22 protein-coding genes and 1 pseudogene are annotated in these 22,260 nt (G+C 73.2%); 8 read left to right on the top strand and 15 right to left on the bottom strand.

Going from position 1 to position 22,260, the window contains the following annotated elements:
- Window positions 1–2: 2 nt before the first annotated feature.
- Genes Ade02nite_RS04340 through Ade02nite_RS04320 form a run of 5 tightly spaced genes read right to left on the bottom strand, consistent with a single transcriptional unit; the run spans window position 3 to window position 3,745 of the window.
- Window positions 3–329 carry a hypothetical protein gene (locus Ade02nite_RS04340; protein WP_203760182.1) on the bottom strand — a complete coding sequence of 109 codons (327 nt, stop codon included), beginning with the start codon at window positions 327–329 and terminating at the stop codon, window positions 3–5.
- A gap of 32 nt (window positions 330–361) precedes the next feature.
- Complete coding sequence (locus tag Ade02nite_RS04335) at window positions 362–1,600, bottom strand: molybdopterin-dependent oxidoreductase (protein ID WP_203760181.1); 1,239 nt, start codon at window positions 1,598–1,600, stop codon at window positions 362–364.
- Window positions 1,573–2,253 (bottom strand): class I SAM-dependent methyltransferase, encoded by a 681-nt coding sequence (locus Ade02nite_RS04330; RefSeq protein ID WP_203760180.1) that lies wholly within the window; start codon window positions 2,251–2,253, stop codon window positions 1,573–1,575. Before Ade02nite_RS04330 ends, Ade02nite_RS04335 begins: the two co-directional genes overlap by 28 nt.
- Window positions 2,250–3,089 (bottom strand): TIGR04282 family arsenosugar biosynthesis glycosyltransferase, encoded by an 840-nt coding sequence (locus tag Ade02nite_RS04325; RefSeq protein ID WP_203760179.1) that lies wholly within the window; start codon window positions 3,087–3,089, stop codon window positions 2,250–2,252. The genes Ade02nite_RS04330 and Ade02nite_RS04325 overlap by 4 nt, the downstream gene beginning before the upstream one ends.
- Window positions 3,086–3,745: a glycosyltransferase family 2 protein gene (locus Ade02nite_RS04320; protein WP_203760178.1), complete on the bottom strand. Its 660-nt coding sequence runs from the start codon at window positions 3,743–3,745 to the stop codon at window positions 3,086–3,088. Before Ade02nite_RS04320 ends, Ade02nite_RS04325 begins: the two co-directional genes overlap by 4 nt.
- A gap of 133 nt (window positions 3,746–3,878) precedes the next feature.
- Here Ade02nite_RS04320 and Ade02nite_RS04315 point away from each other — a divergent pair, with 133 nt between their 5' ends.
- Both Ade02nite_RS04315 and Ade02nite_RS04310 read left to right on the top strand, forming a co-directional pair.
- On the top strand, window positions 3,879–4,919 hold the full coding sequence (locus Ade02nite_RS04315; RefSeq protein WP_239168511.1) for an NAD-dependent epimerase/dehydratase family protein: 1,041 nt from the start codon (window positions 3,879–3,881) through the stop codon (window positions 4,917–4,919).
- Window positions 4,898–6,346, top strand: a complete 1,449-nt coding sequence (locus Ade02nite_RS04310) for a hypothetical protein (RefSeq protein ID WP_239168510.1) — start codon at window positions 4,898–4,900, stop codon at window positions 6,344–6,346. The genes Ade02nite_RS04315 and Ade02nite_RS04310 overlap by 22 nt, the downstream gene beginning before the upstream one ends.
- A gap of 4 nt (window positions 6,347–6,350) precedes the next feature.
- Here the strand turns inward: Ade02nite_RS04310 and Ade02nite_RS04305 are convergent, their stop codons facing one another.
- A complete protein-coding gene (locus Ade02nite_RS04305; protein WP_203760177.1) occupies window positions 6,351–6,668 on the bottom strand; it encodes a hypothetical protein in 318 nt (105 codons plus the stop codon).
- A gap of 251 nt (window positions 6,669–6,919) precedes the next feature.
- On the opposite strand from Ade02nite_RS04305, the gene Ade02nite_RS04300 reads away from it, so the two are divergent.
- The gene (locus Ade02nite_RS04300; protein WP_203760176.1) at window positions 6,920–7,450 is read left to right on the top strand and encodes a GNAT family N-acetyltransferase; all 531 of its coding nucleotides are present in this window, start codon (window positions 6,920–6,922) and stop codon (window positions 7,448–7,450) included.
- Window positions 7,451–7,579: 129 nt separating this feature from the next.
- On the opposite strand, the gene murQ is transcribed toward Ade02nite_RS04300, so the two are convergent.
- Both murQ and Ade02nite_RS04290 read right to left on the bottom strand, forming a co-directional pair.
- Entirely contained in the window at window positions 7,580–8,485 is a 906-nt protein-coding gene (gene murQ, locus Ade02nite_RS04295; RefSeq protein WP_203760175.1) for an N-acetylmuramic acid 6-phosphate etherase, read from the bottom strand.
- Window positions 8,482–9,357, bottom strand: coding sequence for a MurR/RpiR family transcriptional regulator (locus tag Ade02nite_RS04290; protein WP_203760174.1), 876 nt, complete (start codon window positions 9,355–9,357; stop codon window positions 8,482–8,484). Before Ade02nite_RS04290 ends, murQ begins: the two co-directional genes overlap by 4 nt.
- 38 nt (window positions 9,358–9,395) lie before the next feature.
- Between Ade02nite_RS04290 and Ade02nite_RS04285 the strand changes: the two genes are divergently transcribed.
- Window positions 9,396–10,508 (top strand): N-acetylglucosamine kinase, encoded by a 1,113-nt coding sequence (locus Ade02nite_RS04285; RefSeq protein ID WP_203760173.1) that lies wholly within the window; start codon window positions 9,396–9,398, stop codon window positions 10,506–10,508.
- Here Ade02nite_RS04285 and Ade02nite_RS04280 read toward each other — a convergent pair.
- A complete protein-coding gene (locus Ade02nite_RS04280; protein WP_203760172.1) occupies window positions 10,427–11,722 on the bottom strand; it encodes an exo-beta-N-acetylmuramidase NamZ family protein in 1,296 nt (431 codons plus the stop codon). The genes Ade02nite_RS04285 and Ade02nite_RS04280 overlap by 82 nt on opposite strands.
- On the bottom strand, window positions 11,719–13,437 hold the full coding sequence (locus tag Ade02nite_RS04275) for a glycoside hydrolase family 3 protein (protein ID WP_203760171.1): 1,719 nt from the start codon (window positions 13,435–13,437) through the stop codon (window positions 11,719–11,721). Before Ade02nite_RS04275 ends, Ade02nite_RS04280 begins: the two co-directional genes overlap by 4 nt.
- Before the next feature lie 112 nt (window positions 13,438–13,549).
- Between Ade02nite_RS04275 and Ade02nite_RS04270 the strand changes: the two genes are divergently transcribed.
- From Ade02nite_RS04270 to Ade02nite_RS04255, 4 genes are read left to right on the top strand one after another with little or no spacing between them, the layout of a single operon-like run.
- On the top strand, window positions 13,550–15,286 hold the full coding sequence (locus tag Ade02nite_RS04270) for a serine hydrolase domain-containing protein (protein ID WP_203760170.1): 1,737 nt from the start codon (window positions 13,550–13,552) through the stop codon (window positions 15,284–15,286).
- Window positions 15,287–15,299: 13 nt separating this feature from the next.
- Complete coding sequence (gene ngcE, locus Ade02nite_RS04265; protein WP_203760169.1) at window positions 15,300–16,700, top strand: N-acetylglucosamine/diacetylchitobiose ABC transporter substrate-binding protein; 1,401 nt, start codon at window positions 15,300–15,302, stop codon at window positions 16,698–16,700.
- Between the two features lies 1 nt (window position 16,701).
- The gene (locus Ade02nite_RS04260; protein WP_203760168.1) at window positions 16,702–17,607 is read left to right on the top strand and encodes a carbohydrate ABC transporter permease; all 906 of its coding nucleotides are present in this window, start codon (window positions 16,702–16,704) and stop codon (window positions 17,605–17,607) included.
- Window positions 17,608–18,495: a carbohydrate ABC transporter permease gene (locus Ade02nite_RS04255; protein ID WP_203760167.1), complete on the top strand. Its 888-nt coding sequence runs from the start codon at window positions 17,608–17,610 to the stop codon at window positions 18,493–18,495.
- A 75-nt stretch (window positions 18,496–18,570) separates the two neighbouring features.
- Here the strand turns inward: Ade02nite_RS04255 and Ade02nite_RS04250 are convergent.
- From Ade02nite_RS04250 to Ade02nite_RS04230, 5 genes and pseudogenes are all read right to left on the bottom strand, one after another.
- Window positions 18,571–18,831: pseudogene (locus tag Ade02nite_RS04250) on the bottom strand (helix-turn-helix domain-containing protein); the annotation flags it as partial.
- A 97-nt stretch (window positions 18,832–18,928) separates the two neighbouring features.
- A complete protein-coding gene (locus Ade02nite_RS04245; protein WP_203760165.1) occupies window positions 18,929–19,321 on the bottom strand; it encodes a type II toxin-antitoxin system VapC family toxin in 393 nt (130 codons plus the stop codon).
- On the bottom strand, window positions 19,318–19,602 hold the full coding sequence (locus Ade02nite_RS04240) for a type II toxin-antitoxin system Phd/YefM family antitoxin (protein ID WP_203760164.1): 285 nt from the start codon (window positions 19,600–19,602) through the stop codon (window positions 19,318–19,320). The genes Ade02nite_RS04245 and Ade02nite_RS04240 overlap by 4 nt, the downstream gene beginning before the upstream one ends.
- 169 nt (window positions 19,603–19,771) lie before the next feature.
- Window positions 19,772–21,532, bottom strand: coding sequence for a flavin-containing monooxygenase (locus Ade02nite_RS04235; RefSeq protein WP_203760163.1), 1,761 nt, complete (start codon window positions 21,530–21,532; stop codon window positions 19,772–19,774).
- Between the two features lie 53 nt (window positions 21,533–21,585).
- Complete coding sequence (locus tag Ade02nite_RS04230; protein WP_203760162.1) at window positions 21,586–22,224, bottom strand: TetR/AcrR family transcriptional regulator; 639 nt, start codon at window positions 22,222–22,224, stop codon at window positions 21,586–21,588.
- Window positions 22,225–22,260 lie beyond the last annotated feature (36 nt).

Here is a 22,260-nt window from a genome sequence, read left to right as displayed (position 1 = left end):
CGCTACCCGCGCGGGGCGCGTCGCGTCCCTTTCCATTTCCTTACGGCAGGCGTCACCAACAAGATCAACAGAAGGCCGAGGCCGTACGGCGCCCCGAGACCGATCATCAACGGCAGCGCGACCACCACGACGGCCAGATCCACGATCGCGACCGCGCGGACCGTCGAGCGCCACCGCACCGGGACGACCCGCCGGATCAGCGCGCCGCCGGCCAGCACGAGCGGCAGGAACACCGCGTCGTGCAACACCAGGACAGCAACCAGGAAGATCGCCACGCCGACCGGATCGACGTCGCCGTCCGTCAAGGAGCCGACGATCGCGTACGCCATGACGGCCGCACCCAGCCCCACCAGCACCCGCCTCATCGGGACCTCCGGACCGTGATCCGGCCGACCCACTTGGTCTGGAGCACGCCGGGCCGGTTGGGCGCGATGAGCCGCACCGGGAAGCCGTGATCGAGGGCGAGCGGCTCGCCGCCCAGCCGCAGCGCGAGCAACGTGAGCCCGTCGGCCAGGTGCGGGGAGGCCACCACGGACGTGCGATAGCGGCCGGCCGCCTGGAGCGACTCGACCTCGGCCTCGCTGCCGTGCGGGTCGGCGCCGAGCAGGGCGGCGAGGTCGCGCAGCCGCACACCCGTCCAGGTGCCGGTGGCGCTCCAGCCTTCCACGCAGGCGATCGGCAGGCTCGCGGTGTGCTGCGGCATCGCGCCCAGGTCGGCCAGGCTGAGCGAGACGTCGCGGCCGAAACCGCTGACGACGAGGCGGTACGCGGGATCGAGCGCGACGGCCCGAACCCCGGCCGCGTCGGCGGTCCGGTTCACCGGCAGGCCCTGCGGGCCGTCACCGGGACGGCGCGGCGCCAGCACGCTGACCCTCGCCAGCGGCCGCACCGTCTGCCCCACCGTGGCAACAGTGATCACGCCGGCCGCCACACCCACAGCCCGCAAAAGCCGCCGCCGCCCGTCGTCCACCTCCTCGCCGCGATCGCCCCGCCCCAGCGGGGCGCCCTTCCCTGCCTCCGCCGCGCCCGTGGCACGGCTCAGGGCGCCGCGGATGGCCGGCAGCTGGACGCCGATGTGGGTCAGCAGGGCGCCGATCGCGAGCCACGCGACCCAGTAGTGGGCGGCGGTGAAGAAGAACGGCATCGGCGCGTACCAGTGGGCCACGTTCAGCACGCCGGTGACCACCTGGAACAGGGCGGCCGCGACCAGGGCCGCCACGCCGAGGCGTTCGGCGGCGTGGGCGAGGCCGCGCACCGGCGGCCAGGCGAACAGGCGCGGATAGACCGACCACAGCTTGGCGCCGAGCAGCGGCACGGTGGCCAGGCCGGTGGCGACGTGCAGGCCCTGGGTGAAGCGGTAGAGCCCCACCGGCCGCGACGGCCACCAGAACCAGCCGGGCGGGTGCTGGATCAGGTGGCTGAGCACGCCGGTGACGAAGCAGACGCCGAACGCCGCACCGAGCGCGACGCCGAGCAGGCTGGTGAGCCGCGTCGAGCGCAGCGGCGACCCGAAGGCGCCCGGGCGCCAGGGACCCCACCGCGGCGGCCGGCTCGGCCAGGTGAGCACCTGCCTCAGGCGGGCGCCAGCGTCGCGAACCATCGGCCCGCCTCCGTCCAGCTCGTGCGGATGAGCAGGCCCGCGGCGCGGGCCAGCGGTGCCAGGTCGTCGGCGGCCACCTGCGCCCAGCGCAGCGGCGCGCCGGAGCCGGCGGTGCCGTCGTGCAGGGTGGCCGGGCCGCTCCAGCTGCCGGCGCCGGGCGGTTCCACCTCGGCGTGCAGCCGGCCGTCCGGGGCGAGCAGGTCACGGCAGCGGCGCAGCAGCGCGGCCGGGTCGCCGCCGATGCCGAGGTTGCCGTCCGCGAGCAGCAGGTGCTCCCACCGGCCCTGCCCCGGCACCGCGGCGAAGACGTCCCGGCGCAGGGCGAGCGCGCCGCGGGCGCGGGCCAGGCGCACGGCGGTGGCGCTGACGTCGATGCCGAGCGCGGGACGGCCCAGCCCCAGCAGCGCGCCGGTGAGCCGGCCCGGCCCGCAGCCGACGTCGAGGGTGGCGCCGTCGCACCGGCCGAGCAGCCCGTCGTCGCCGGGGCGCTCCGGCCGGCACCAGGCGGCGGCGTCCACCCGGTGCTCGCGCCCGTGCGTGTCGCGCAGCGTGAGCGTGGCGTCGGCGCCGGCGGCGGCCCGCACAAGCGCCTCGTCGAACACGTGCAGGGCGGCCCGTTCCTCGGGCGGGCAGTCGGTGATCGCGACGTTCACGCCGGCCGTCCCGGCGCGGCGCCCACGTCCGCGCCTCGGCCGCCCACCCCGCCGGCGCCGATCCGCGCCGCCTCCGCGAACCGCCTGTCCGCGCCCGGAGACCCCGCCGCGCGCCGGCCATCCCCCACGCCCACGTAAGACGCCCGGCCATTCCCCACGCCCACGAAAGACGCCCGGCCATTCCCCACGCCCACGAAAGACACCCGGCCATCCCCCACGCCCAGGAAAGACACCGCGGCCGCGAACCGGCTGTCCGGCGGGCACTCCCCCGCGACCGCGACGGCATCGGCGGCGGTGTCGACGTCGCGCAGGCAGGGCAGCGCGACGGGGTCGACGCCGCGACCGCGCAGGGCGGCGAGCGTCAGCGCCCCCGTGTCCGCTGTGGACATCGGCACGGCCGGCAGCACCCCGGCGTCGGCCGGATCGTGCAGGCCCAGGGCCCACCAGCCGCCGTCGCGGGCCGGGCCGAGCACCGCGCGGCCGGCGCCGAGCGTGGCGGCCGCGTCGTGCAGCAGGCTTCCGGACAGGTGCGGCGTGTCCATCCCGACCAGCAGCGCCGGCACGCCGGGCAGTGCGGTGTCGGCGAACGCGTGCGCCAGCCGTTCGCCCAGACCGGCGCCGCGCTGCGGCACGCAGGACCAGCCGGGCGGGGGCGCGTACGAGCCGTCGAGCACGAGCGTCCGCCGTACAGCCGGGAAGTTTGTGATCGTCTCCAGGGTGTCGGCGAGCGCGGCCGCGGCGATCGTCGCGGCCTCCTCGGCGGTGCACGGCGGGCAGAGGCGGGTCTTCACCCGGCCCGGCACCGGCGCCTTGGCCATCATGAGCAGCTGAATCATCGGGCCAGCACCGCCCGCATGTCGTGGATCGCCCGCAGCGTGCCGCGGACGGTGCCGGTCACCTTGGACCGGGTCCCGGCCGCCCGGGGCCGGTAGGTGACGTCGAGCTCGCGCACCCGCCAGCCGGCGCGGGCCGCGGCGAGCAGCAGCTCGAGCGGATAGCCGAAGCGGCGGTCGCGCAGGTCGAGGGCGAGCATCGCGTCGTGGCGGGCCGCGCGCATCGGGGCGATGTCGTGCACGGGCAGGCCGGTGGCCCGGCGCACCCGGCGGGCGAGCACGGCGTTGCCGGCCCGGGCGTGCAGGGGCCACGCCCGGACGCCCGTCGGCCGGCGCCGCCCGCACACCAGATCGACGGCGCCGTCGCGCACCGGGCCGGCGAGGCGGGGCAGTTCCGCGGGGTCGAAGGACCCGTCGGCATCGAGCACGCACACCACGCCGTCCCCTGGGCCGGCCGCGAGCATCCCCGCGTGCACGGCGGCGCCGTAGCCCCGCCGCGGCACGTCGATCACCCGTGCGCCGTGCCGGCGGGCGATCTCGCGGGAGCCGTCGGTGGAGCCGTTGTCGGCGACGATCGGCCGGAAGCCGTCCGGCATGCGCGACAGCAGCCACGGCAGGGCGGCGGCCTCGTTGAGGCAGGGCAACACCACATCGGTCATGAGCTGGAAGTTAGCCCTGGCCAGGGCCGATATTTCTTACGGAATGCGAACGCCGCCGCCAGTCCTTACGAACCGCTGACGGATCGCCCGCGGCCGTCGTCACGGCCCCCACGACGGGCCTACGGTCGCCGGCGTGACCCATATCCTCGTGACCGGCGGCGCCGGCTTCATCGGCTCGGCCGTGACCGCGGCCCTGCTCGCCGCGAACCATGACGTGTCCGTGCTCGACTCTGCCCACCCCGCCGCGCACCACGAGCCGCCCGAGGTGCCCGACGGCGTCGCGCTGCTGCACCGGGCCGACCTGCGCGACCGGGCCGCGGTGCAGGGCGCGCTGCGCGGCGTCGACGCGGTCGTGCACCAGGCCGCCCTGGTGGGTCTCGGCGCCGGCCCGCGGGACCTGCCCGAATACGTCGGCTGCAACGACCTCGGCACCGCGGTCCTGCTGGCGGCGATGGCCGAGGCGGGCGTGCGGCGGCTGGTCCTGGCAAGCTCCATGGTCGTGTACGGCGAGGGCGCCTACCGCTGCGAGCGCCACGGCCCGGTACGGCCGGCACCCCGCGACCCGGCCGGCCTGGCGGCGGGCCGGTTCGAGCCGCCCTGTCCCGCCTGCGGGGCGGCGCTGAGCCCCGCGCTGGTGGACGAGGACTCGCCGATGGACCCGCGCAGCGTCTACGCGGCGACCAAGGTCGCGCAGGAACACCTGTGCGCGCTCTGGGCCCGCGAGTGCGGGGCAGCGGTGGCGGCGCTGCGCTACCACAACGTCTACGGCCCCGGCATGCCCCGCGACACCCCCTACAGCGGCGTCGCGGCGATCTTCCGCTCGTCGCTGGAGCAGGGCAGGGCACCCCAGGTGTACGAGGACGGCGCCCAACTGCGCGACTTCGTCCACGTCACCGACGTGGCCGCCGCGAACCTGGCCGCGCTGACGGTCGGCGACGGCTTCCACCCGTACAACATCGCCTCGGGCCGACCCACCACCGTGGGTGAGATGGCCGCCGCCCTCGCCGACGCGTTCGGCGGCCCGTCCCCCGAGGTGACCGGCCGTTTCCGCCTCGGCGACGTCCGCCACGTGCTGGCCTCGCCGGAACGCGCCGCCGCCGAGCTCGGCTTCCGCGCCGCGGTGCCACCCGCCACCGGCTTGCGGGAGTTCGCATGCGCACCGCTGCGCGGCTGACCGGCCGTTCCCCCGCGCGAGGGCCGCGCCCGCGCTTGCTTCCGTCGTCACGCGGTGATCGATGGGCGCTCGCCGCGGTCGCCGTCCTCATCGCGGCGGCCGCGCTGACCGGCGGCCTCCTCGGCCTGGCCGGGCGGCCGGTGCACGCCCCGGCCGCGCCGCTCTTCGGCCATGTCCTCCCGCACGCCGGCCCCGGCACACCCGCCGCGATCGCCGTCGCCCTGGCAGTGATCAGGTGGGGCCCGCCCCTGGCGGCCCGCCTGCCGTGGCGGCGGCTGCTGGCCACGGCCTACGCGGCCTCCGTGGCATGGACCTTCGCGCTCGCCCTGATCGACGGCCCCGAGCGCGGCATAGCGGACCGCCTCACCACGCGCTTCGAATACCTCGCCGAGGTTCCCCGCGTCACCGACATCCTCACCATGCTGCGCACCTTCGACAGCCACATCGTCGAGGGCTCCCCCGACCCGTGGACCACCCACGTGGCGGGCCACCCACCCGGCGCCCTGCTCGTCTTCGTCGCCCTCGACCGCCTCGGCCTGCACGGCGGCGCCTGGGCCGCGATCGCCTGCGCCCTCATCGGATGCCTGGCCACCGCGGCCGTAGCCGGCACGCTGCGAGCCCTGCACGACGAGCCGGCCGCCCGCGCCGCGCTGCCCTACCTCGTCCTCTTTCCCGGCGCCGTCTGGGTGGGCGTCTCCGCCGACGGCCTCTTCGCCGGGGTGGCCGCCCTCGCCATCGCCCTGCTCGCCGCCGGCCTGGCCCGTTCGTCACCCTGGCGCCTCATCGCCGCCGGCGCGGCCCTGGCCGGCTGCGCCTATCTGTCGTACGGCCTGATCCTGCTGGCCTTGCCCGCCGCCGCTGTCGCACTGACGCATCTCGCCGGCCGGCACGCCACCCCGTTGGGCAGAACGAACGTTCTTTCTCTGCTGACGTGGGTTCTGGCCGGCATGGCAGCCGTCGTGGTGGCGATGACCCTGCTTGGTTTCTCGTGGTGGGACGGCTACCACCTGGTCAGGGAGCGCTACTACCAGGGGCTCGCCAGCGAGCGACCATACGGATATTGGGTGTGGGCGAACCTCGCCGCCTTCTGCCTGAGCACCGGCCCCATCGCCGCCCCGGTCCTGCGCCGCATCGCCGGCAGCAGTCTCCTGGCCGGGAGTCTCGCGGTCCCCTTCCACCGTCTCACCACCCGCGGAGCCGGCGTTCACGGGCGCGTGGCTCTGCTCGTTGCGGCCTTCTGCGCCGCGGCGCTCGCGGCCGATCTCTCCGGCATGAGCAAGGCCGAGGTGGAACGCATCTGGCTGCCCTTCGCCGTCTGGCTGCCGGCCGCCGCCGTCGTGCTGCCCGGCCGGGACCGGCGATGGTGGTTGACCGCCCAAGCCGTGACGGCTCTGCTCGTCAACCACCTCGTGCTGACCGCCTGGTGACCCGTCAGTAGCCGCTCGCCGGGTCGAAGCCCAAGCCTCCGACGATGCTCGCCACGATGATCGCCACGACCATCGCCACGCCGAGCAGGGCGAAGCCCGCCACCGCGAGCAGCACCACCGTGCGGCTGATGCCGCCGAGCCCGTCGGTGACCGCCCGGCCCAGGCTCGGCTGCTCCCAGGTGATCGGCGGGTATGCGCGGGCGGGCTGGACAGCGGCCTCCACGACGGTTCTTGCCGTGGCCGGCTGAACGGGAGCGGGTGCGGGGACGGGGGCGACGGTTCGCCTCGGCCGCTCCTCGGGGCGGCTACCTTGCAACAACATGACGTCGGCTCCTTCCGCTCGACCATGTCCGTACCTGCAGCATGATCTTCTGGGAAGCCCTCGGTCAGACCCCTTCGGCCGGATCATTTTGCCCGTTTGGCGCGCTTTATCGCCCAGTTCTCGCTCAAGTCGCGCAGGAGTCGTGCCATGAGCGCCATTCGTGAGACAAGCGCCCGAGCCACTTCCGATGCATGGGCGGCCACGAATGGCGAGCCTTGATCGGCAGCGGGTCCGCTGGTTGGCTGTCCGCCATGACCGATCTCGGACCCGTCGCCTGGCCACCCGAGCCGATCCGGACCGAGCGGCTCGTGCTGCGCGCGCCGGAGTCCCGCGACCGCCCCGCCTTCGTCGAGCTGCTGGCCTCCCCCCAGGTGCACACCTACCTGGGCGGCGCCCGCCCCCGCGACCAGATCGAACGCGAGACCCCCGGCACCCCCGAGCAGTGGCCCGGCAGCTTCGTCGCCGAGCTCGACGGCTCGATGATCGGTCACGTCCTGCTGAGAAGGCCGGCCCGGCACCGCCCCGCCGCCATGGGCAAGATCGACCTCGGCTACCTCTTCCTGCCCCGCGCCTGGGGACACGGCTACGCCGCCGAAGCCTGCTTCGCCGCCCTCGACTGGCTCGACAACGCCCTTCCCGGCGAAGCGGTGGTGCTCGCCACCCAGACCGCCAACACCGCCTCGATGCGTCTCGCCGGCAAGCTGGGCTTCGTCGAGGTGGAGCGCTTCCACGCCTGGGACGCCGACCAGTGGCTCGGCCTGCGACCCCCGCGGCGGCCCTAGACGGCGGCCTCAGCAGCAAAGGCGTCGGTGCCCGCGTCGGACGTTGCCGGATCGCTGATCGTGGGAGCTCGTGTGCAGCCGGTGTCACCGAGGGCTACGGGTCGCGGGCGATCGGCCGAGATCCCTCGGTCAGTCGAGGTGCCGCAACGCGAGGTGGACGTGGCCGCCCGCCTCCGCCAGGGCCCGGCCGGCCGCCTCCGTGGTGGCGCCGGCTATCAGCGTCACCACGGCCACCTTGGCGTCGCCCTGGGCGGCCTCCAACGCCTCTCGGCAGCTCTCCAGGTCGGCGCCCGTCGCCTCGGCCAGGATGCGGAGGCGGCGGTCTCGCAGTTTGGCGTTGCCGGCCAGCATGTCGGTCATCAGGTTGGAGTAGGTGCGGCCCAGCCGGACCATCGTGGCTGTGGAGAAGGCGTTCAGGACCAGCTTCTGTGCGGTTCCCGCCTTCATGCGAGTGGAGCCGGTCAGCACCTCGGGGCCGGTGTCGGGGGCTATGTGCACGTCCACGCCGGTGGCTATCGGTGACGCCGGGTTGGCCGACACCAGGACCGTGCGGGCGCCGCAGGCCCGGGACGCGGCCAGGGCCGCCCGGACGTAGGGGGTGCGGCCGCTCGCGGTGACGCCGACGACCAGGTCGCCCTCGACCACCTGGCCGGCTATGGCGGCGCCGGCTATCTCGTCGTCCTCGGCGTCCTCGGCGGGGCGGGTCAGGGCTCGCGGGCCGCCGGCCAGGTGGGCCACCACGCGGTCGGGGTCGAGGCCGAAGGTGGGGATCAGCTCGGCCGCGTCGAGGACCGCTATCCGGCCGGAGGTGCCCGCGCCGACGTAGTGCACCCGGTGACCGGCGGCCAGGGCGGTCACGGCGAGCTCCACGGCGGCGGCCAGTTCGGGCAGGACGCGGGCGACCGCGGCCGGGACCTGGCTGTCCTCCTCGTTGATCAGGCGGAGCAGGTCGGGGGTGGACATCTGGTCGATGGTGGCGCTGTGCGGGTTGCGCTGCTCGGTGCGCGCCAGCGGCGCCTCCTCCACGGGCCTCACGCGCGGCTCCGGTCGGTGCCGATCCGGCGGCCGCGCACGGCCTCGTACGTGGCGTCCAAGGCTGTTCTTGTCTCCTGGTAGGTGCGCTGGGCGACGCCGACGAAGACGCAGTCGATGACGGTGAGCTGGGCGAGGCGGCTGGCCATCGCGCCGGAGCGGAACGTGGTCTCGCGGGCCGCGGTGGTCAGCACCAGGTCGGCGACGCGGGTGATCGGGGACTTCGGGAAGTTCGTCAGCGCGACAGTGCGCGCGCCGTGCCGGCCCGCCTCGGCGAACGCGTCGATGGTGTCGCTGGTCGTGCCGGTGTGCGAGATGCCGAACGCCACGTCGCGCTCGTCGAGCAGGGCGGCGCTGGTGAGGGCCACGTGGGTGTCGCTCCAGGCGTACGCGACGCGCCCGATGCGGTGCAGCTTCTGCTGGAAGTCCGTGGCCACGAACGCGCTCGCGCCGACACCGTAGATGTCCACCCGCCGCGCGCCGGCCACCAGGCCGACGACCTGCTCCAGCACCGCGATGTCGATCTGCGAGGCCGTCTCCTCGACCGCTCGGGCGTCCGCGAAGGCGATCTTCTTGACCACCTCGGCGAGGTCGTCGCTCGCGCTGATGTCGCTGCCCACCGGCTCCTCGGCGGACGGGGCGCGCCCGGCCTCGGTGGCCAGGGTCAGCCGCAGCTGGGAGTAGCCGGCGAAGCCCAGCGCCCGGCAGAACCGGATCACGGTGGTCTCGCTGGAGCCGGCACGCTCGGCGAGGTCGGTGATCGTCAGCCGGGAGGCGGTGGCGGCCTCGTCGATGATCACTCGGGCCACCCGCTGTTCGGCCGGGGACAGCGACGGCAGCAGGCCGCGCGCTCGGACCGTGACCGGCGTAGTCATGGAGATGTATTCCTTCGATCGGGGGGTACGGTCGGTGGATGGCAACCCTGGTGATGGGGGTCGATGCGGGTGCCACCACCACGCGGTGCGTGATCGCGACGGTCGACGGCCACGTGCGGGGCAGGGGTACGGCGGGAGGCGCGAACCGCAACAGCAGCGGCGGCGAGGTGACCGCGACCCTGGGCGTGGCGCTCGCCGAAGCGCTGGCCACTGTGGATCCGGCGAGCGTGCGGCTCGGGGTTCTCGGCGCGGCGGGATCGGCCGGCGCGGGCCGCGAGGCGTTCCGGGCGGCCGCGCTGCGGGCCTGGCGCGACGCCGGCCTGACCGGCGAGGTGGTGACGGCGACAGACCTCGAGGTGGCGTACGCGGCCGGCACGCCCGCGGCCGACGGGGTGCTCCTGCTGGCGGGCACCGGCGCGCTGGCGGCCCGGTTCGCGGGCGGGGAGCTGCGGCGGCGCTGCGACGGATACGGCTGGCTGCTGGGCGACGAGGGCTCCGCGGTGTGGATCGCCGTGCGGGCGCTGCGCGCGGTGCTGGCCGCCCTCGACGGCCGAGGAGAGTGGACGACCCTGGTGGAGGAGGCGTGCGCCCATTTCGACATGGACATCGCGCGCCATGAGGCGGCGGGCGGCGCGGGCCGTGAAAAGGCAGGCGGCGCGGGCCGTGAAGAGGCGGACGCCGCGCGCCATGAGGAGACGGCTCAGGCCTTGCTCGCGGCCGGGTTCGCCGTCCCGCCCGCCGCGCTCGGGCGATTCGCGCCCGCCGTCAGCGCCGCGGCGGACGGCGGCGACCCCGTGGCCGGGCGGATCTGCGCGGCGGCCGCCGCGCGGCTGCTGCACACCTACGACAGCGTCGAGCCGCCACCCGGCGCTGCCGTGGTGCTGGCCGGCTCGGTCCTGCTCACTCCCGGGCCGGTCGGCCGTGCGGTGCGCGCCGGCCTTCGCGCGCGCACCGCGGGCGAGCCCCGCCCCGCGCTCGACGGCGCGGGCGGAGCCGCCGCGCTGGCCCTCGGACGGCTCACCGGCGCCCCCGTGCCCCCGGTGGTGCACGCCCGCCTGACCAGCAGCATTCACGAGCCGGCCCGCGGCGCGAGCGGACCGGCCCCCGACGGGACCGAGCCGGAGGAGCCCGGCCGCGGATACAGCAGATAGGGCCGCCGCTGCGCCGAGAAGGCGCGCAACTCCGCCGCCCACGCCCCCGTCACCTCGCCGGTCGTCGCGCCCGCGTCGATCATCGTGCGGAGCCGCGCCGAGCCGGTGAGCAGGTCGATCCAGTAGCGGCTGCCGTCGAGCCGCCACGCGAAGGCCGGCGACTTGCGTCCCTCGACGAGCATGCCGACCGCCGTGCGGATCGGGTCGAACACGCCCGGGTCGGTCACCTTCACCTCGACGCCCGCGCACAGCACCCCGCTGAACTTGTTGAACGTCGGCGTGAAGTACGCCTCCCGGAACTCCACGCCGGGCAGCCCGAGCGCCGCCACCCGGTCGCCCCAGTGGTAGTCGAAGCCCGGCCCGCCGATCAGCTCGAACGGCCGGGTGGTGCCGCGCCCCTCGGACAGTGAGGACACCCCCTCGAACATCCCCGTGCCCGGATAGACCGCCGCCGTGTCCGGGGTCGGCATGTTGGGGCTGGGCATGACCCACGGCACGCCGGTGTCGGCCGCGCGCAGCCGCCCTGTCCAGCCCTGGCAGGCGATCACCTCGAGGCGGACCGCGCCGGAGAGGAACTCGCCGTTGTAGAAGCGGGCCAGCTCGCCCACGGTCATGCCGTGCTGCTGCACGATCGCGAGCCGGCCCACGCCGGAGGTGTAGCCGTCGGTCATCATCGGCCCGTACGCGCGGCCGCCGATCGGGTTGGGCCGGTCGAGCACCACGTAGCGGAGCCCGAGCTGTGCGGCCGCCGCCATCGAGTCGTACAGCGTGTAGATGTAGGTGTAGAAGCGCGCACCCACGTCCTGGATGTCGAAGACCACCGTGCCCACCCCCGCCGCGGTGAACATCTCGGTCCAGCGGGAGAGGGAGGCCAGGTAGGCGTCGTAGACGGTGAGCCCGGTGCGCGCGTCGACGCCGGTGCCCTCGCTGCCGCCGGCCTGCGCCGAGCCGCGGAAGCCGTGCTCGGGCCCGAAGACGCCGCCGATGGTGACCCCGTCGGCGTGCATGCGGTCGACCAGGTGGCGGTACGACCGGTCGACGCCCGTCGGGTTGGAGACCACGCCGACGCGCGTGCCCCGCAGCGTGTCCCAGCCCCGGGCGGCGAGCCGGTCCAGGCCGGTACGGACCCTCGACGGCGACCCGGCGGCCGCCGGTTCCGCGCCGACGGCGAGACCCGTCGCGACGCCGGCGGCGAGGACGGCGCGCCGTTTCACCGGACGCTCCAGCTCAGCCCGTACCCGTACGGATAGTGCCCGGGAATCTCGACCGGGAGCTTGCCCCGCGGCGGGAGGTCGCCGCGCAGCACCTTGGCGAGCGCCTTCATGGAGACCACCGAGGAGCTGTACGTCGCCAGCGCGGCGCCGGTGCCGGGCAGCGACCCGACGTCGTACGGGTCGCGCACCGCGACCAGCACGACCGGCTTGCCCGTCGCCACCAGCGCCTTGACCAGGGCCTGCTGACGGCCGCCCGGATCGGCGGTGGTGGTGTCCCACGCCCGGCTGGTGAGCACCACCGTCACGTCGTGCGCGTTGGCCGCCGTGACCGCCTCGGCGATCTTGGCGTCGTCCGGGAGGCCGGTGACCAGCGGTGTGGCGCCGAGCTCGCCGGCCAGCGTCGTGACGTTGTTGGTGGCACTGGAGTTCCAGCCGGTCACCAGCACCGACCTGCCCTCGGCGAGGGGCAGCAGGCCGCCCTCGTTGCGCACGGCCGTGATCGTGCGGTCGGTGACCGCCTGGGCCACGCGGACGTTGCCGGCCGAGCCGACCGTGCGGGCGGCGGCCTCCGGGTCGACGGGCTGCCAGGTGAGCAGGCCACGCTTCTGCTTGAGGGTGAGGACGCGGCGCACCGACTCGTCGATGCGCGCCTCGGTGAGCTCGCCGGAGGCGACCGCGCCGAGCACGGCGTCGTACGCCACCTGCATGTTCGGCGGCATCAGCAGCATGTCGGCGCCCGCCTTGAGGGCCAGCACCGGCACCCGCTCGTCGCCGTACTTCTGCCGGACCCCGGCCATCTCCAGCGAGTCGGTGACGATCACGCCGCGGTAGCCGAGCTCGCCGCGGAGCAGCCCGGTGAGGATCGGCTTCGACAGGGTGGCCGGGTCACCGGACGGGTCGAGCGCCGGCACCACGATGTGCGCGCTCATGATCGCGTCGGCGCCGGCGGCGATCGCGGCCCGGAACGGTGGCGCGTCGACGCGCTGCCACTCCTCGCGGGTGTGCGTGATCACCGGCAGGCCGGTGTGGCTGTCGGTGGCGGTGTCGCCGTGGCCCGGGAAGTGCTTGGCGGCGGCCGACGTGTTGGCGCCGCGCTGCAACCCGAGCACCTGGCTCGCGGTCATCGTGGCGGCGAGGCCGGGGTCGCTGCCGAACGAGCGCACCCCGATGACCGGGTTGGCCGGGTTGACGTTGACGTCGGCGACCGGCGCCCAGGCCTGGGTGATGCCGACGGCGCGCAGCTCGCGGCCGGTGACCTGCCCGGTGCGGTACGCGCCGGCCGGGTCGCGCCCGGCGCCGAGCGCCATGCCGCCGGGGAACTGGGTGGCGGGCGCCGGCATGCGGGTGACCACGCCGTGCTCCTGGTCGGTGGAGATGGCGAGCGGCACGCGGGTGGCGGCGGCTTGGAGCCCGTTGCTCAGCGTGGCGATCTGCCGCGGGTTCTGCAGGCTGTTCGTCCAGGCGAAGTAGATGACGCCGCCGAGGTGGTATTTCGCGACGACCTCGGCCGGAGTGTCCACGCCGTAGAGGCGGCGGTTCTCGGCCGACACTGTGTGGGCGTCGCTGCCGTAGGCGTACGTGGTGAACAGCTGCCCGACCTTCTCCGGCAGCGTCATGCGGGCCAGGAGCGCGTCGACGGGCGAGGCCTTCGGGACCCCGGCGGCCGGGACGCCCAGGGCGGCGAGGGCGAGGAGAGCGACAGTACGCGTCCGCATGTTGTCGGAAGGTAGCCGGGTCACGGAGCGATGGCAATAACCTTCACCCCTCTTGCAAGTCGCGAAGGAAACATCCATCCTCGACGAATCGGCGTATCGAAAGGCGTTGATAATGAGACTTCTGGTGCTGCTCCCGCTCTGTCTGGCCGCCGGTCTCACCGTGGGCGCGCCGGCGACCGCAGCCCCAGCTCAGGGGCCTGTCGTGACCCCCGCCGACATCCACTTCCGGCACGATGTGCTGCGCGCCGGCACCGCCCGCCAGGCCGGCCTGCTGCCGGGCCCGGTGGCCGCGCTGCCCGCCGTCGCCGAGTCATATTTACGACCGACGCCCGACCACCCCGACCATCCCACGTACGCGGGAGCCACCGTTCTCGCCGCCCGCCACGGCGTCGTGGTGTCGCGCTTCGCGGTCGGCGACGCGGTCCGCTACACCGCGGGCCCGGCCGGCATCGCCGAGCTGCCCCCGGGCGAGCGCGTTCCCGCCCGTACGGACACGCTGTGGGACCTTGCCTCGATCTCCAAGCTCTTCACCACGATCGTGGTGCTCCAGCAGGCCGAGGCCGGCCGGGTGAGCCTCGACGCGCCGGTCGCCACGTACGTCCCGGAGTTCGCGGCCGGCGGCAAGCAGGACGTGACGATCCGGCACCTGCTCACCCACACCTCCGGGCTGCCGGCGTTCCTGCCGTTCTACTCGCGCTATCCCACGCCCGAGGAGCGCTTCGCCGCCGCCCTGGCGACGCCGGTCACCGCCGGGTCCGTGCCCGGCCGGCAGTACGTCTACTCCGACATCGGGCTCATCGCGCTCGGCGTGCTGATCGAGCGCGTCACCGGCAAACCCCTGGCCACCGCCGTACGCGACGGCGTCACCGGCCCGCTGCGCATGCGGGACACCGGCTACCGCCCCGGCCCGGAGCTGCGGCAGCGGACCGCGGCGACCGAGTACCAGCCGTACGTGAACCGCGGTCTGGTCTGGGGTGAGGTGCACGACGAGAACGCGTGGTCGCTCGGCGGCGTGGCGGGACACGCCGGGGTCTTCTCCACCGCGGGCGACCTGGCCGTCCTGTGCCAGACGCTGCTCGACGGCGGCTCCTACCGGGGCCGGCGCATCCTGTCCGAGGCGATGGTGCGCCAGGCGCTGGTCAACTACAACGCCGACCTGCTGCCGCAATACCCGGAGAGCGCCCGCGGGCTCGGCTTCGAGCTCGCCAAGCACTGGTACATGGACGGAATGACCTCGCCGGTCACCTTCGGGCACACCGGCTTCACCGGCACGTCGATCGTCATCGACCCGCTCGACCAGTCGTTCCTCGTGCTGCTCAGCAACCGGGTGCACCCGGACCGGGCCTGGGGCGGCAACAACGTGGCGCGGCGCGCTCTCGCCCGTGCCTTTGCCGACGCTCGTCCCATCGTGGGCGGCGACTGGCGGACCCAGCTGCGCGACAACGCCGTCATGACCCTGACCGCGCCGCTGCGGCGCCCGGCCGGCGATCGGGCACGGGCGTCGTTCCTGCTCTGGTACGACACCGAGCCGCGCGCCGACACCGCCGCCGTCGAGTGGTCCGCGGACGGCGTGACCTGGACCCTCGTACCGCTGACCCTGCACGATCGCCGGGACACGCTGACCAGCGACGGGACGCTCACCGGATTCGGCGGCCGGCACTGGTGGCAGGTCACGGCCGACGTGCCGGCCGGCACCACCGCGCTGCGCTTCACCTACCGCACCGACGCGAACTCGCAGGGCCGCGGCGTCCTCCTCGGCCGGATCCGGGTCGCCGAGCCCGGCGCGACCCTCGTCGACGGCACGACCCCGTTCGCCGCCGACGGCTGGAACCCCTTACCGAACACTTAGGCGGGAGCCGAGCATGGGACACACGATCAGCCGGCGCGGACTACTGCAGGGCGCGGCCGGCGTCGCCGCGGCGAGCACGCTGGCCGGGTGCGCCATGGGCGGCGACGACGCCGAGGACGACGCCAAGGGCGAGACCAGCGCGAGCAACCCGCTGGGCGTCAAGGAGGACGCGCCGCTCGAGGTGGTCATCTTCAACGGCGGCTTCGGCGAGGAGTACGCGAAGGCGCACGAGGCCATGTACCGGCAGCGCCACCCGCAGGCGGAGATCAAGCACTCGGCCACCCAGCAGATCGCCGAGACGCTCCAGCCCCGGTTCGTCGCCGGCGATCCGCCCGACGTGGTCAACAACTCGGGCGGCAGCCAGATCGACTTCAACGGGCTCGTCTCCCAGGGCGCCCTCGCCGACCTCGGCGAGCTGCTCGACGCGCCGAGCCTGGACGACCCGGACACGAAGGTCCGCGACACGCTGCTGCCGGGCATCGTCGACGTCGGCTCGTACGACGGGAAGTTCCTGTCGCTGAACTACGCCTACTCGGCGTACGGCATCTGGTATTCGCAGAAGCTCTTCGAGGCGAAAGGCTGGGCGTACCCGAGGACCTGGGACGACATGATCGCCCTCTGCAAGCAGATCAAGGCGGCCGGCATCGCGCCGTGGACGTATCCCGGCAAGCACGCCCGCTACATGAGCTGGCCGATCCTCGCCGCCGCCGGCAAGATGGGCGGCCTCGACGTGATCAAGGCGATCGACAACCTGGAGCCGAACGCCTGGAAGCACGACGCCGTCAAGGCCGCCGCGGAGGCGTACTACCAGCTCGCTGTGGACGGGTACCTGCAGCCGGGCGCCGAGGGCATGGACCACGTGCAGTCGCAGACCGAGTGGTGCCGGGGCAAGGCCGCGTTCGTCTCCTGCGGATCGTGGCTCGAGAACGAGCAGAAGGCGGTCACCCCACCGGACTTCCGCATGGCCGTCGCGCCCACGCCGAGCCTCACGACGAGCGACAAGATGCCGTACGAGGCGTTCCGCGGCACCGGCAGCGAGCCGTTCGTGGTGCCGTCGAAGGGCAAGAACGTGCGCGGCGGGCTCGAATACCTGCGCGTCATGCTGTCCCGGCAGGGCGCCGCCGACTTCACCCGCAAGGTCAGCAGCCTCACCTGCGTGCGCGGGTCGAGCGAGGGCATCGACCTGGGCCCGGGCCTCACGTCGGTGACCGGGCTGATCGACGCGTCGAAGGGCACCGCGTTCACCTGGCTCTACTCGTCGTACTACCGCAAGCTGGAACGCGAGCGCGTCGACGCGGCCTCCGCCGAGCTGTACGCCAAGCGGATCACCGCCGCCCAGTGGTGCGACAAGATCCAGAAGTCGGCCGACGAGTTCGCCCAGGACCCCGCGATCAAGAAGTACAAGCGGGCCTGAGGTGCGCGGCACGCGGCTGTTCATCGCCGTCTTCCTCATTCCACCCCTGCTGCTGTACGGGATCTTCGTCGTCTCGCCGTACGCGCAGGCGTTCCAGATCGCCGGCACCGACTGGAGCGGGCTGTCCCCGACGTACGACTTCGTCGGGCTGGACAACTTCCGCCGGCTCGCCGAGGACGGCTACTTCTGGAACGCGTTGCGCCACAACGCCTGGCTGCTCCTGCTGCTGCCGGTGGTGACGATCCTGCTCGGCCTCTTCCTCGCCTCGATGATCAGCGTGGGCGGCCGCGCCGACCGGGCGGGCGTCCACGGCGTCCGGGGATCGGCCTTCTACCGCGTCGTCTACTTCTTCCCGCAGGTGCTGTCGGTCGCGATCGTCGGCGTGCTCTGGAAGGAGATGTACGCCCCGCACACCGGCATGATCAACGGCTTCCTCCGCGCCGCCGGCCTGGACGGGCTGGCGGTGGCGTGGCTCGGCGACCCACGGTTCTCGTTCTGGTGCGTGATGGCCGTGATGATCTGGATGAACGTCGGCTTCTACGTGGTCCTGTTCAGCGCCGCCATGCAGTCGATCCCCCGCGACCTGTACGAGGCCGCGCTGCTCGACGGCGCGAGCCGGCTCACCACGCTGGTGCGCCTGACCGTGCCGCTGCTGTGGGACACCATCCAGGTCGCCTGGGTCTACCTGGCCATCATCGCGATCGACGGCTTCGCGATCGTGCAGATCATCACCGACGGCGGCCCGTCCTCGTCGTCGGACGTGGTGGGCCTGCGCCTCTACAAGGCGGCCTTCGCCGACGGCCAGTTCGGCTACGCGTCGGCGATCGGCGTGGCGATGTTCTTCCTGACCCTCACGGTCGCCGCCATGTTCCTGCGCGTGACGCGGCGCGATCGGGTGGAGCTGTAGATGGCTGTGCTCACCCGCCCGCGCTCCTCGGTTCCAGTTCCGTCGCCGCCGCGACCCCGCTCTACGGTGCCCGTTTTATCCCACGTGTTCCTGGCTGGCTGGGCGTTGCTCACCACGCTGCCGCTGCTGTGGGCCGTGCTCAGCTCCTTCAAGAGCGACAACGAGATCCTCACCGACCCGTGGAGCCTGCCGTCCCGCCTGCGCTGGGAGAACTGGGAGCGCGCCTGGAACGAGGCCCACATCGGCCGCTACTTCCTGAACAGCGCCATCGTCGTGACCGGCGCCCTCACCCTGACCATGCTGCTCGGCGCCATGGCCGCCTACATCCTGGCCCGCTACCGCTTCCGCGGCGCCCGCGTCATCTACTACGCCTTCGTCGGCGGCATGATGTTCCCGGTCTTCCTGGCCCTGGTGCCGCTCTTCTTCGTCGTCCGCAACCTGGGCCTCCTGGGCACCCTGCCCGGCCTGACTCTGGTGTACGCGGCCTACTCCCTGCCGTTCACCGTGTTCTTCCTGACCGCGTTCTTCCGCACCCTGCCCACCTCGGTCGCCGAGGCCGCCATGGTCGACGGGTGCGGCCACTTCCGCCTCTTCTTCAGCGTCATGCTGCCCATGGCCCGCCCCGGCCTGGTCAGCGTCGGCATCTTCACCTTCCTGTTCCAGTGGAACCAGTACGTCCTGCCGATCGTCCTGATGCAGGGCGAGGGCGCGGACAAGAGATGGGTCCTGGCCCAGGGCTTGACCGCGCTGGCCGTCAACGAGGGGTACCGGGGCGACTTCAGCGGCCTTTTCGCCGGCATGACCATCGCCATGCTCCCGGTGATCGCCGCCTACTTGCTGTTCCACCGCCAGTTCCAGAGCGGCCTGGCGGCCGGCCAGCTCCGCTAAGCACGCCTTGATGCGGACCGTCCCCACGATGCCCGGCGGTCACCACCATCGCAAACACCCTCCGACCCTGCTCGCAGCCGGCCTCGGGTGCCGCGCGAACAGCTCGGCCTTCCACCGCGCACCGACGCCTGGCATTCGAGCTTGCCGCCTCTGGTGCCCGCGTCGCGGCGCAGCTCCCGCGAGATGGTGAACGGATCACGCCTCACCTGACGCGCGATCTCACGCACCCCAAAGCCTTGGCCGTTCAGCACCGCGATCTCCTCCCGCTCCGCGAACGACAAATACCGGCCCGGAACGGTATAAGCCAGGAAAGGACATACCACCACGTTGCCGGAACGGCCCGGTCGTGCGCGCGTATCGGCATGCGGCGGGTGCTCGCAAAAGGGGGCAGCCCATGGGAGGCGGCGGATTTCGCGCCGTGGCCGGACCGCTCTCAGAGGAGGCCGGGAGCCGCGGCCGGCAATCCCTCGGCGCGCGCGACGTCGAGCATGCGCTTGTCGTAGGTGACGAGGGTGTCCAGCGCATCGCCGAGGATCTGGGCGCTCGCCACGTGGATGGCGTCGAGCGTCCGGAGGGTGCCCGCAAGGTGGGCTGCCGCGTCGCGGACCTCCTCGGTCAGCAGGATCTCGGTGAAGCGGCCGACGAGATCGCGCATGAGATGGGGATAGTCGCCGATGCGGTCCATGGTGCGAACGGTCTCGACGAAACCGAGGGTGCTGGTGGCCATGGGCATCACCGGCCGGGCCGCCAGGAAGTCGCGTAGCTCCGTGGCGTAGGCGCGCCCCGCGAGGAGCGTGACGAGCGCGGAGGCGTCCAGGTAGATCAACGGTCGTCCTCGGCTCGGGCCTCCAGCAGCAGGTCCAGCGGCGAAGCGTCACCCGGAACGTCGTACGGCGGTATGCGGTCGAGGTCGGCGGTCGTGGTGGCCTTGAGCCGGATCAGCCCCTTGGCGACCAGCGACGAGTAGCGGCCGAGGCCCGTCGCGCCCGGGAGCAGCACCGCGATGACCTTGCCGTGCCGCGTGACCTCGATCGTCTCGCCCTGCTCGACGCGGTTGAACATGGCACTGGGGTTGTAGGAGAACTCCCGCACCGACACCGAGCCCATCGGCTGCCCCCTCAACGATGTGCCTACGTTGAGGGGATTGTACCTACAAGAGCGGCTTTCCGGAGCGCGGAGCAGGACACTGGTCATGCTTCATGACTATAGGCGTGCGACAACTGCGATGGGAAGGCGGCGACGAAAGCTTTCGATGCCAACAAGGGGAGGCGGACGGTCAGGCGGTGCGCATGACGTCGTCCATGCCTCCGTTGGCTCGCCAGGTGCGCAGGAGCTCGTGGAAGACGACCGGGCCCGGGCCGAACGAGTTGTTCACCGGGCGGGGCCTGCCCTCGCCGTTGTAGTAGCCCGGAGTGCATTCCGCCTGGAAGTTGTAGTTGTCGGGGGCCGTCTCGCGGATGGTGGCCACCCACGCCTCCTCGGCCTCGGCCGTGGGCTCGATGCGGTGGGCTCCCCGGCGGGCGGCCTCGGCGACCAACTCGGCTATGTGGGTGGCCTGTTCCTGCAGGACGTGGGTGAAGTTCACCGAGGCGGCGTTCTGCAGCGAGCCCAGGTGGAACAGGTTGGGGAAGCCGTGGCTGGCGAAGCCGTGCAGGGTGCGGGGGCCGTTGCGCCAGTGGCCGAGCAGGGGCAGGCCGCCCCGGCCGTGCACGGGCAGAGTGCCGGAGACCACGCCGGAGATGCCGGTCTCGAAGCCGGTGGCGAAGATGACGCAGTCGACCTCGTAGTGCTGGTCGCCCACCACCACGGACGATGAGGTCATCGCCGTGATGCCGCCCGTGTCCGCCGTGTCGACCAGGGTGACGTCGGGGCGGTTGAAGGTGGGCAGGTAGTCGTCGCTGAAGGTGGGGCGCTTGCACATGTAGCGATACCAGGGCTTCAGCTTCTCGGCGGTGGCCGGGTCCTCGACCACCGCGGCGACGCGGGCTCGGATCTCGTCCATCTTGCGGAAGTCGGCGCGCTCGTCGAGGTATTCGCGCTCCTCGGCGGAGATGGTCGGGTCGACGGTGCCGGTGAGGATCTGGCGCTGGAGGTTCGCCGTCGCCGTCCAGCCGTCGTCGATCAGGTCTTCCGGCACGTGGCCGCCGGTGACCAGGGTGAGGAAGTTCTCCATGCGCTCGCGCTGCCAGCCGGGCTTCAGGGTGGCCGCCCAGGCCGGGTCGATGGGGCGGTTGTCGCGGACGTCCACCGACGACGGGGTGCGCTGGAAGACGTACAGGTGCTGGGCCTGCTCGGCGACGTGCGGGATGACCTGGATGCCGCTGGCGCCGGTGCCGACCACGGCGACGCGTTTGCCGGCGAGCTCGTAGCCCGCGTCCCAGCGGCTGGTGTGGAAGGTGTGGCCCGCGAAGTCGTCGATGCCGGGGACGGCGGGGAGCTTCGGCTGGGCGAGCGTGCCGGAGGAGATGACCACGTAGCGGGTCCGGAACTCGTCGCCGCGGTCGGTGGTGGCGGTCCACTCGGCGGTCTCGTCGTCCCAGCGCAGCTCGGTGACGCGGGTGTGGAAGAGGGCGTCGGCGTACAGGTCGAACTGCTTGGCGATCGCGACGGCGTGGGCGCGGATCTCCTCGCCGGGCGCGTACCGCCACTTGGGGACGTAGCCGACCTCCTCGAGCAGCGGCATGTAGACGGTGGCCTCGACGTCGCACTGGACGCCGGGGTAGCGGTTCCAATACCACGTGCCGCCGAAGTCGCCGCCCTCGTCGACCATGCGGATGTCGCCGACGCCGGCCTGGCGCAGCCGCGCGCCGGCGAGCAGGCCGCCGAAGCCGCCGCCGATGACCAGGGCCTCGACGCGGTCGTGGACGGGGGCACGCTCGGCACGCTCCGTGTACGGGTCGGTGACGATCTCGCCGGACGCCCGCTGGTACTGCGCGTTGCCCTCGGGACGGATGCGGCGGTCCCGCTCCTGCCGGTAGCGGGAGCGCAGCCACTCCACTTCCTCGGGCGTGTAGCGGTGCGGGGTGGTGGGGAACATGGGGGCCCTTTCGCGAAGACCGTCCGGAGTGGATCGCATCCCGGGCCCACAATTTAAACCAACTGATTGACTTCCGGAACGGTCACGGGCGCTCGATACAGGCCCTGGACCGCATCGATGAGGCTGCTCGCCGCGGCCGGCCACTGCGGGGTCAGGGAGCGCTCACGCTGCGCACAGAAATGCACGATCAGCGTGTGGGCCATGTCGTCGCGCTCGCGCCGGACCCGATCGGGCAGCTCGGGCAGGCAGTCGTGCAGCGCGCCGGTGGCCGCGCGCAGGGTCGGCGCCTCACCCACGTCGACGGCGACGAGCTCGCGCAGCTTGGGCTCGGCGATCAGCTGGGCGGCGAAGCGGGCGTACCAGCTCGGGGTGCCGAGCGACGCCAGGTGCTCGGTGAACGGCAGCACGAGGCAGGCGACCCGCTCGCGCAGCACGGCGCTGCCGTCGTAGCGGGCGAGCAGGCGGGCGCGGATCCGCTCGGTCGGCTCGGAGTGGCGGCGCACGATGGCTCGTACCAGATCGGCCTTGGACCCGAAGTGGTAGCCGACCGCCGCCGTGTTGCCCTGGCCGGCGGCCTCGCTGATCTGGCGGTTGGAGATCGAGAAGACGCCGTGCTCGGCGAAGAGCCGCTCGGCCGCGTCCAGGATGCGCTGCCGGGTGGTGCCGGCCTGCTCCGCTCTGGTCTGGCTCATCCATCGTCCCCGGTCAGTGGCTTTCCCCGAGAGTAC

Source organism: Paractinoplanes deccanensis, assembly GCF_016862115.1.
Classification (GTDB): domain Bacteria; phylum Actinomycetota; class Actinomycetes; order Mycobacteriales; family Micromonosporaceae; genus Actinoplanes; species Actinoplanes deccanensis.
Note: the sequence above shows the minus strand (reverse complement) of the source record. Positions and strands in the feature narration are given on the sequence as shown.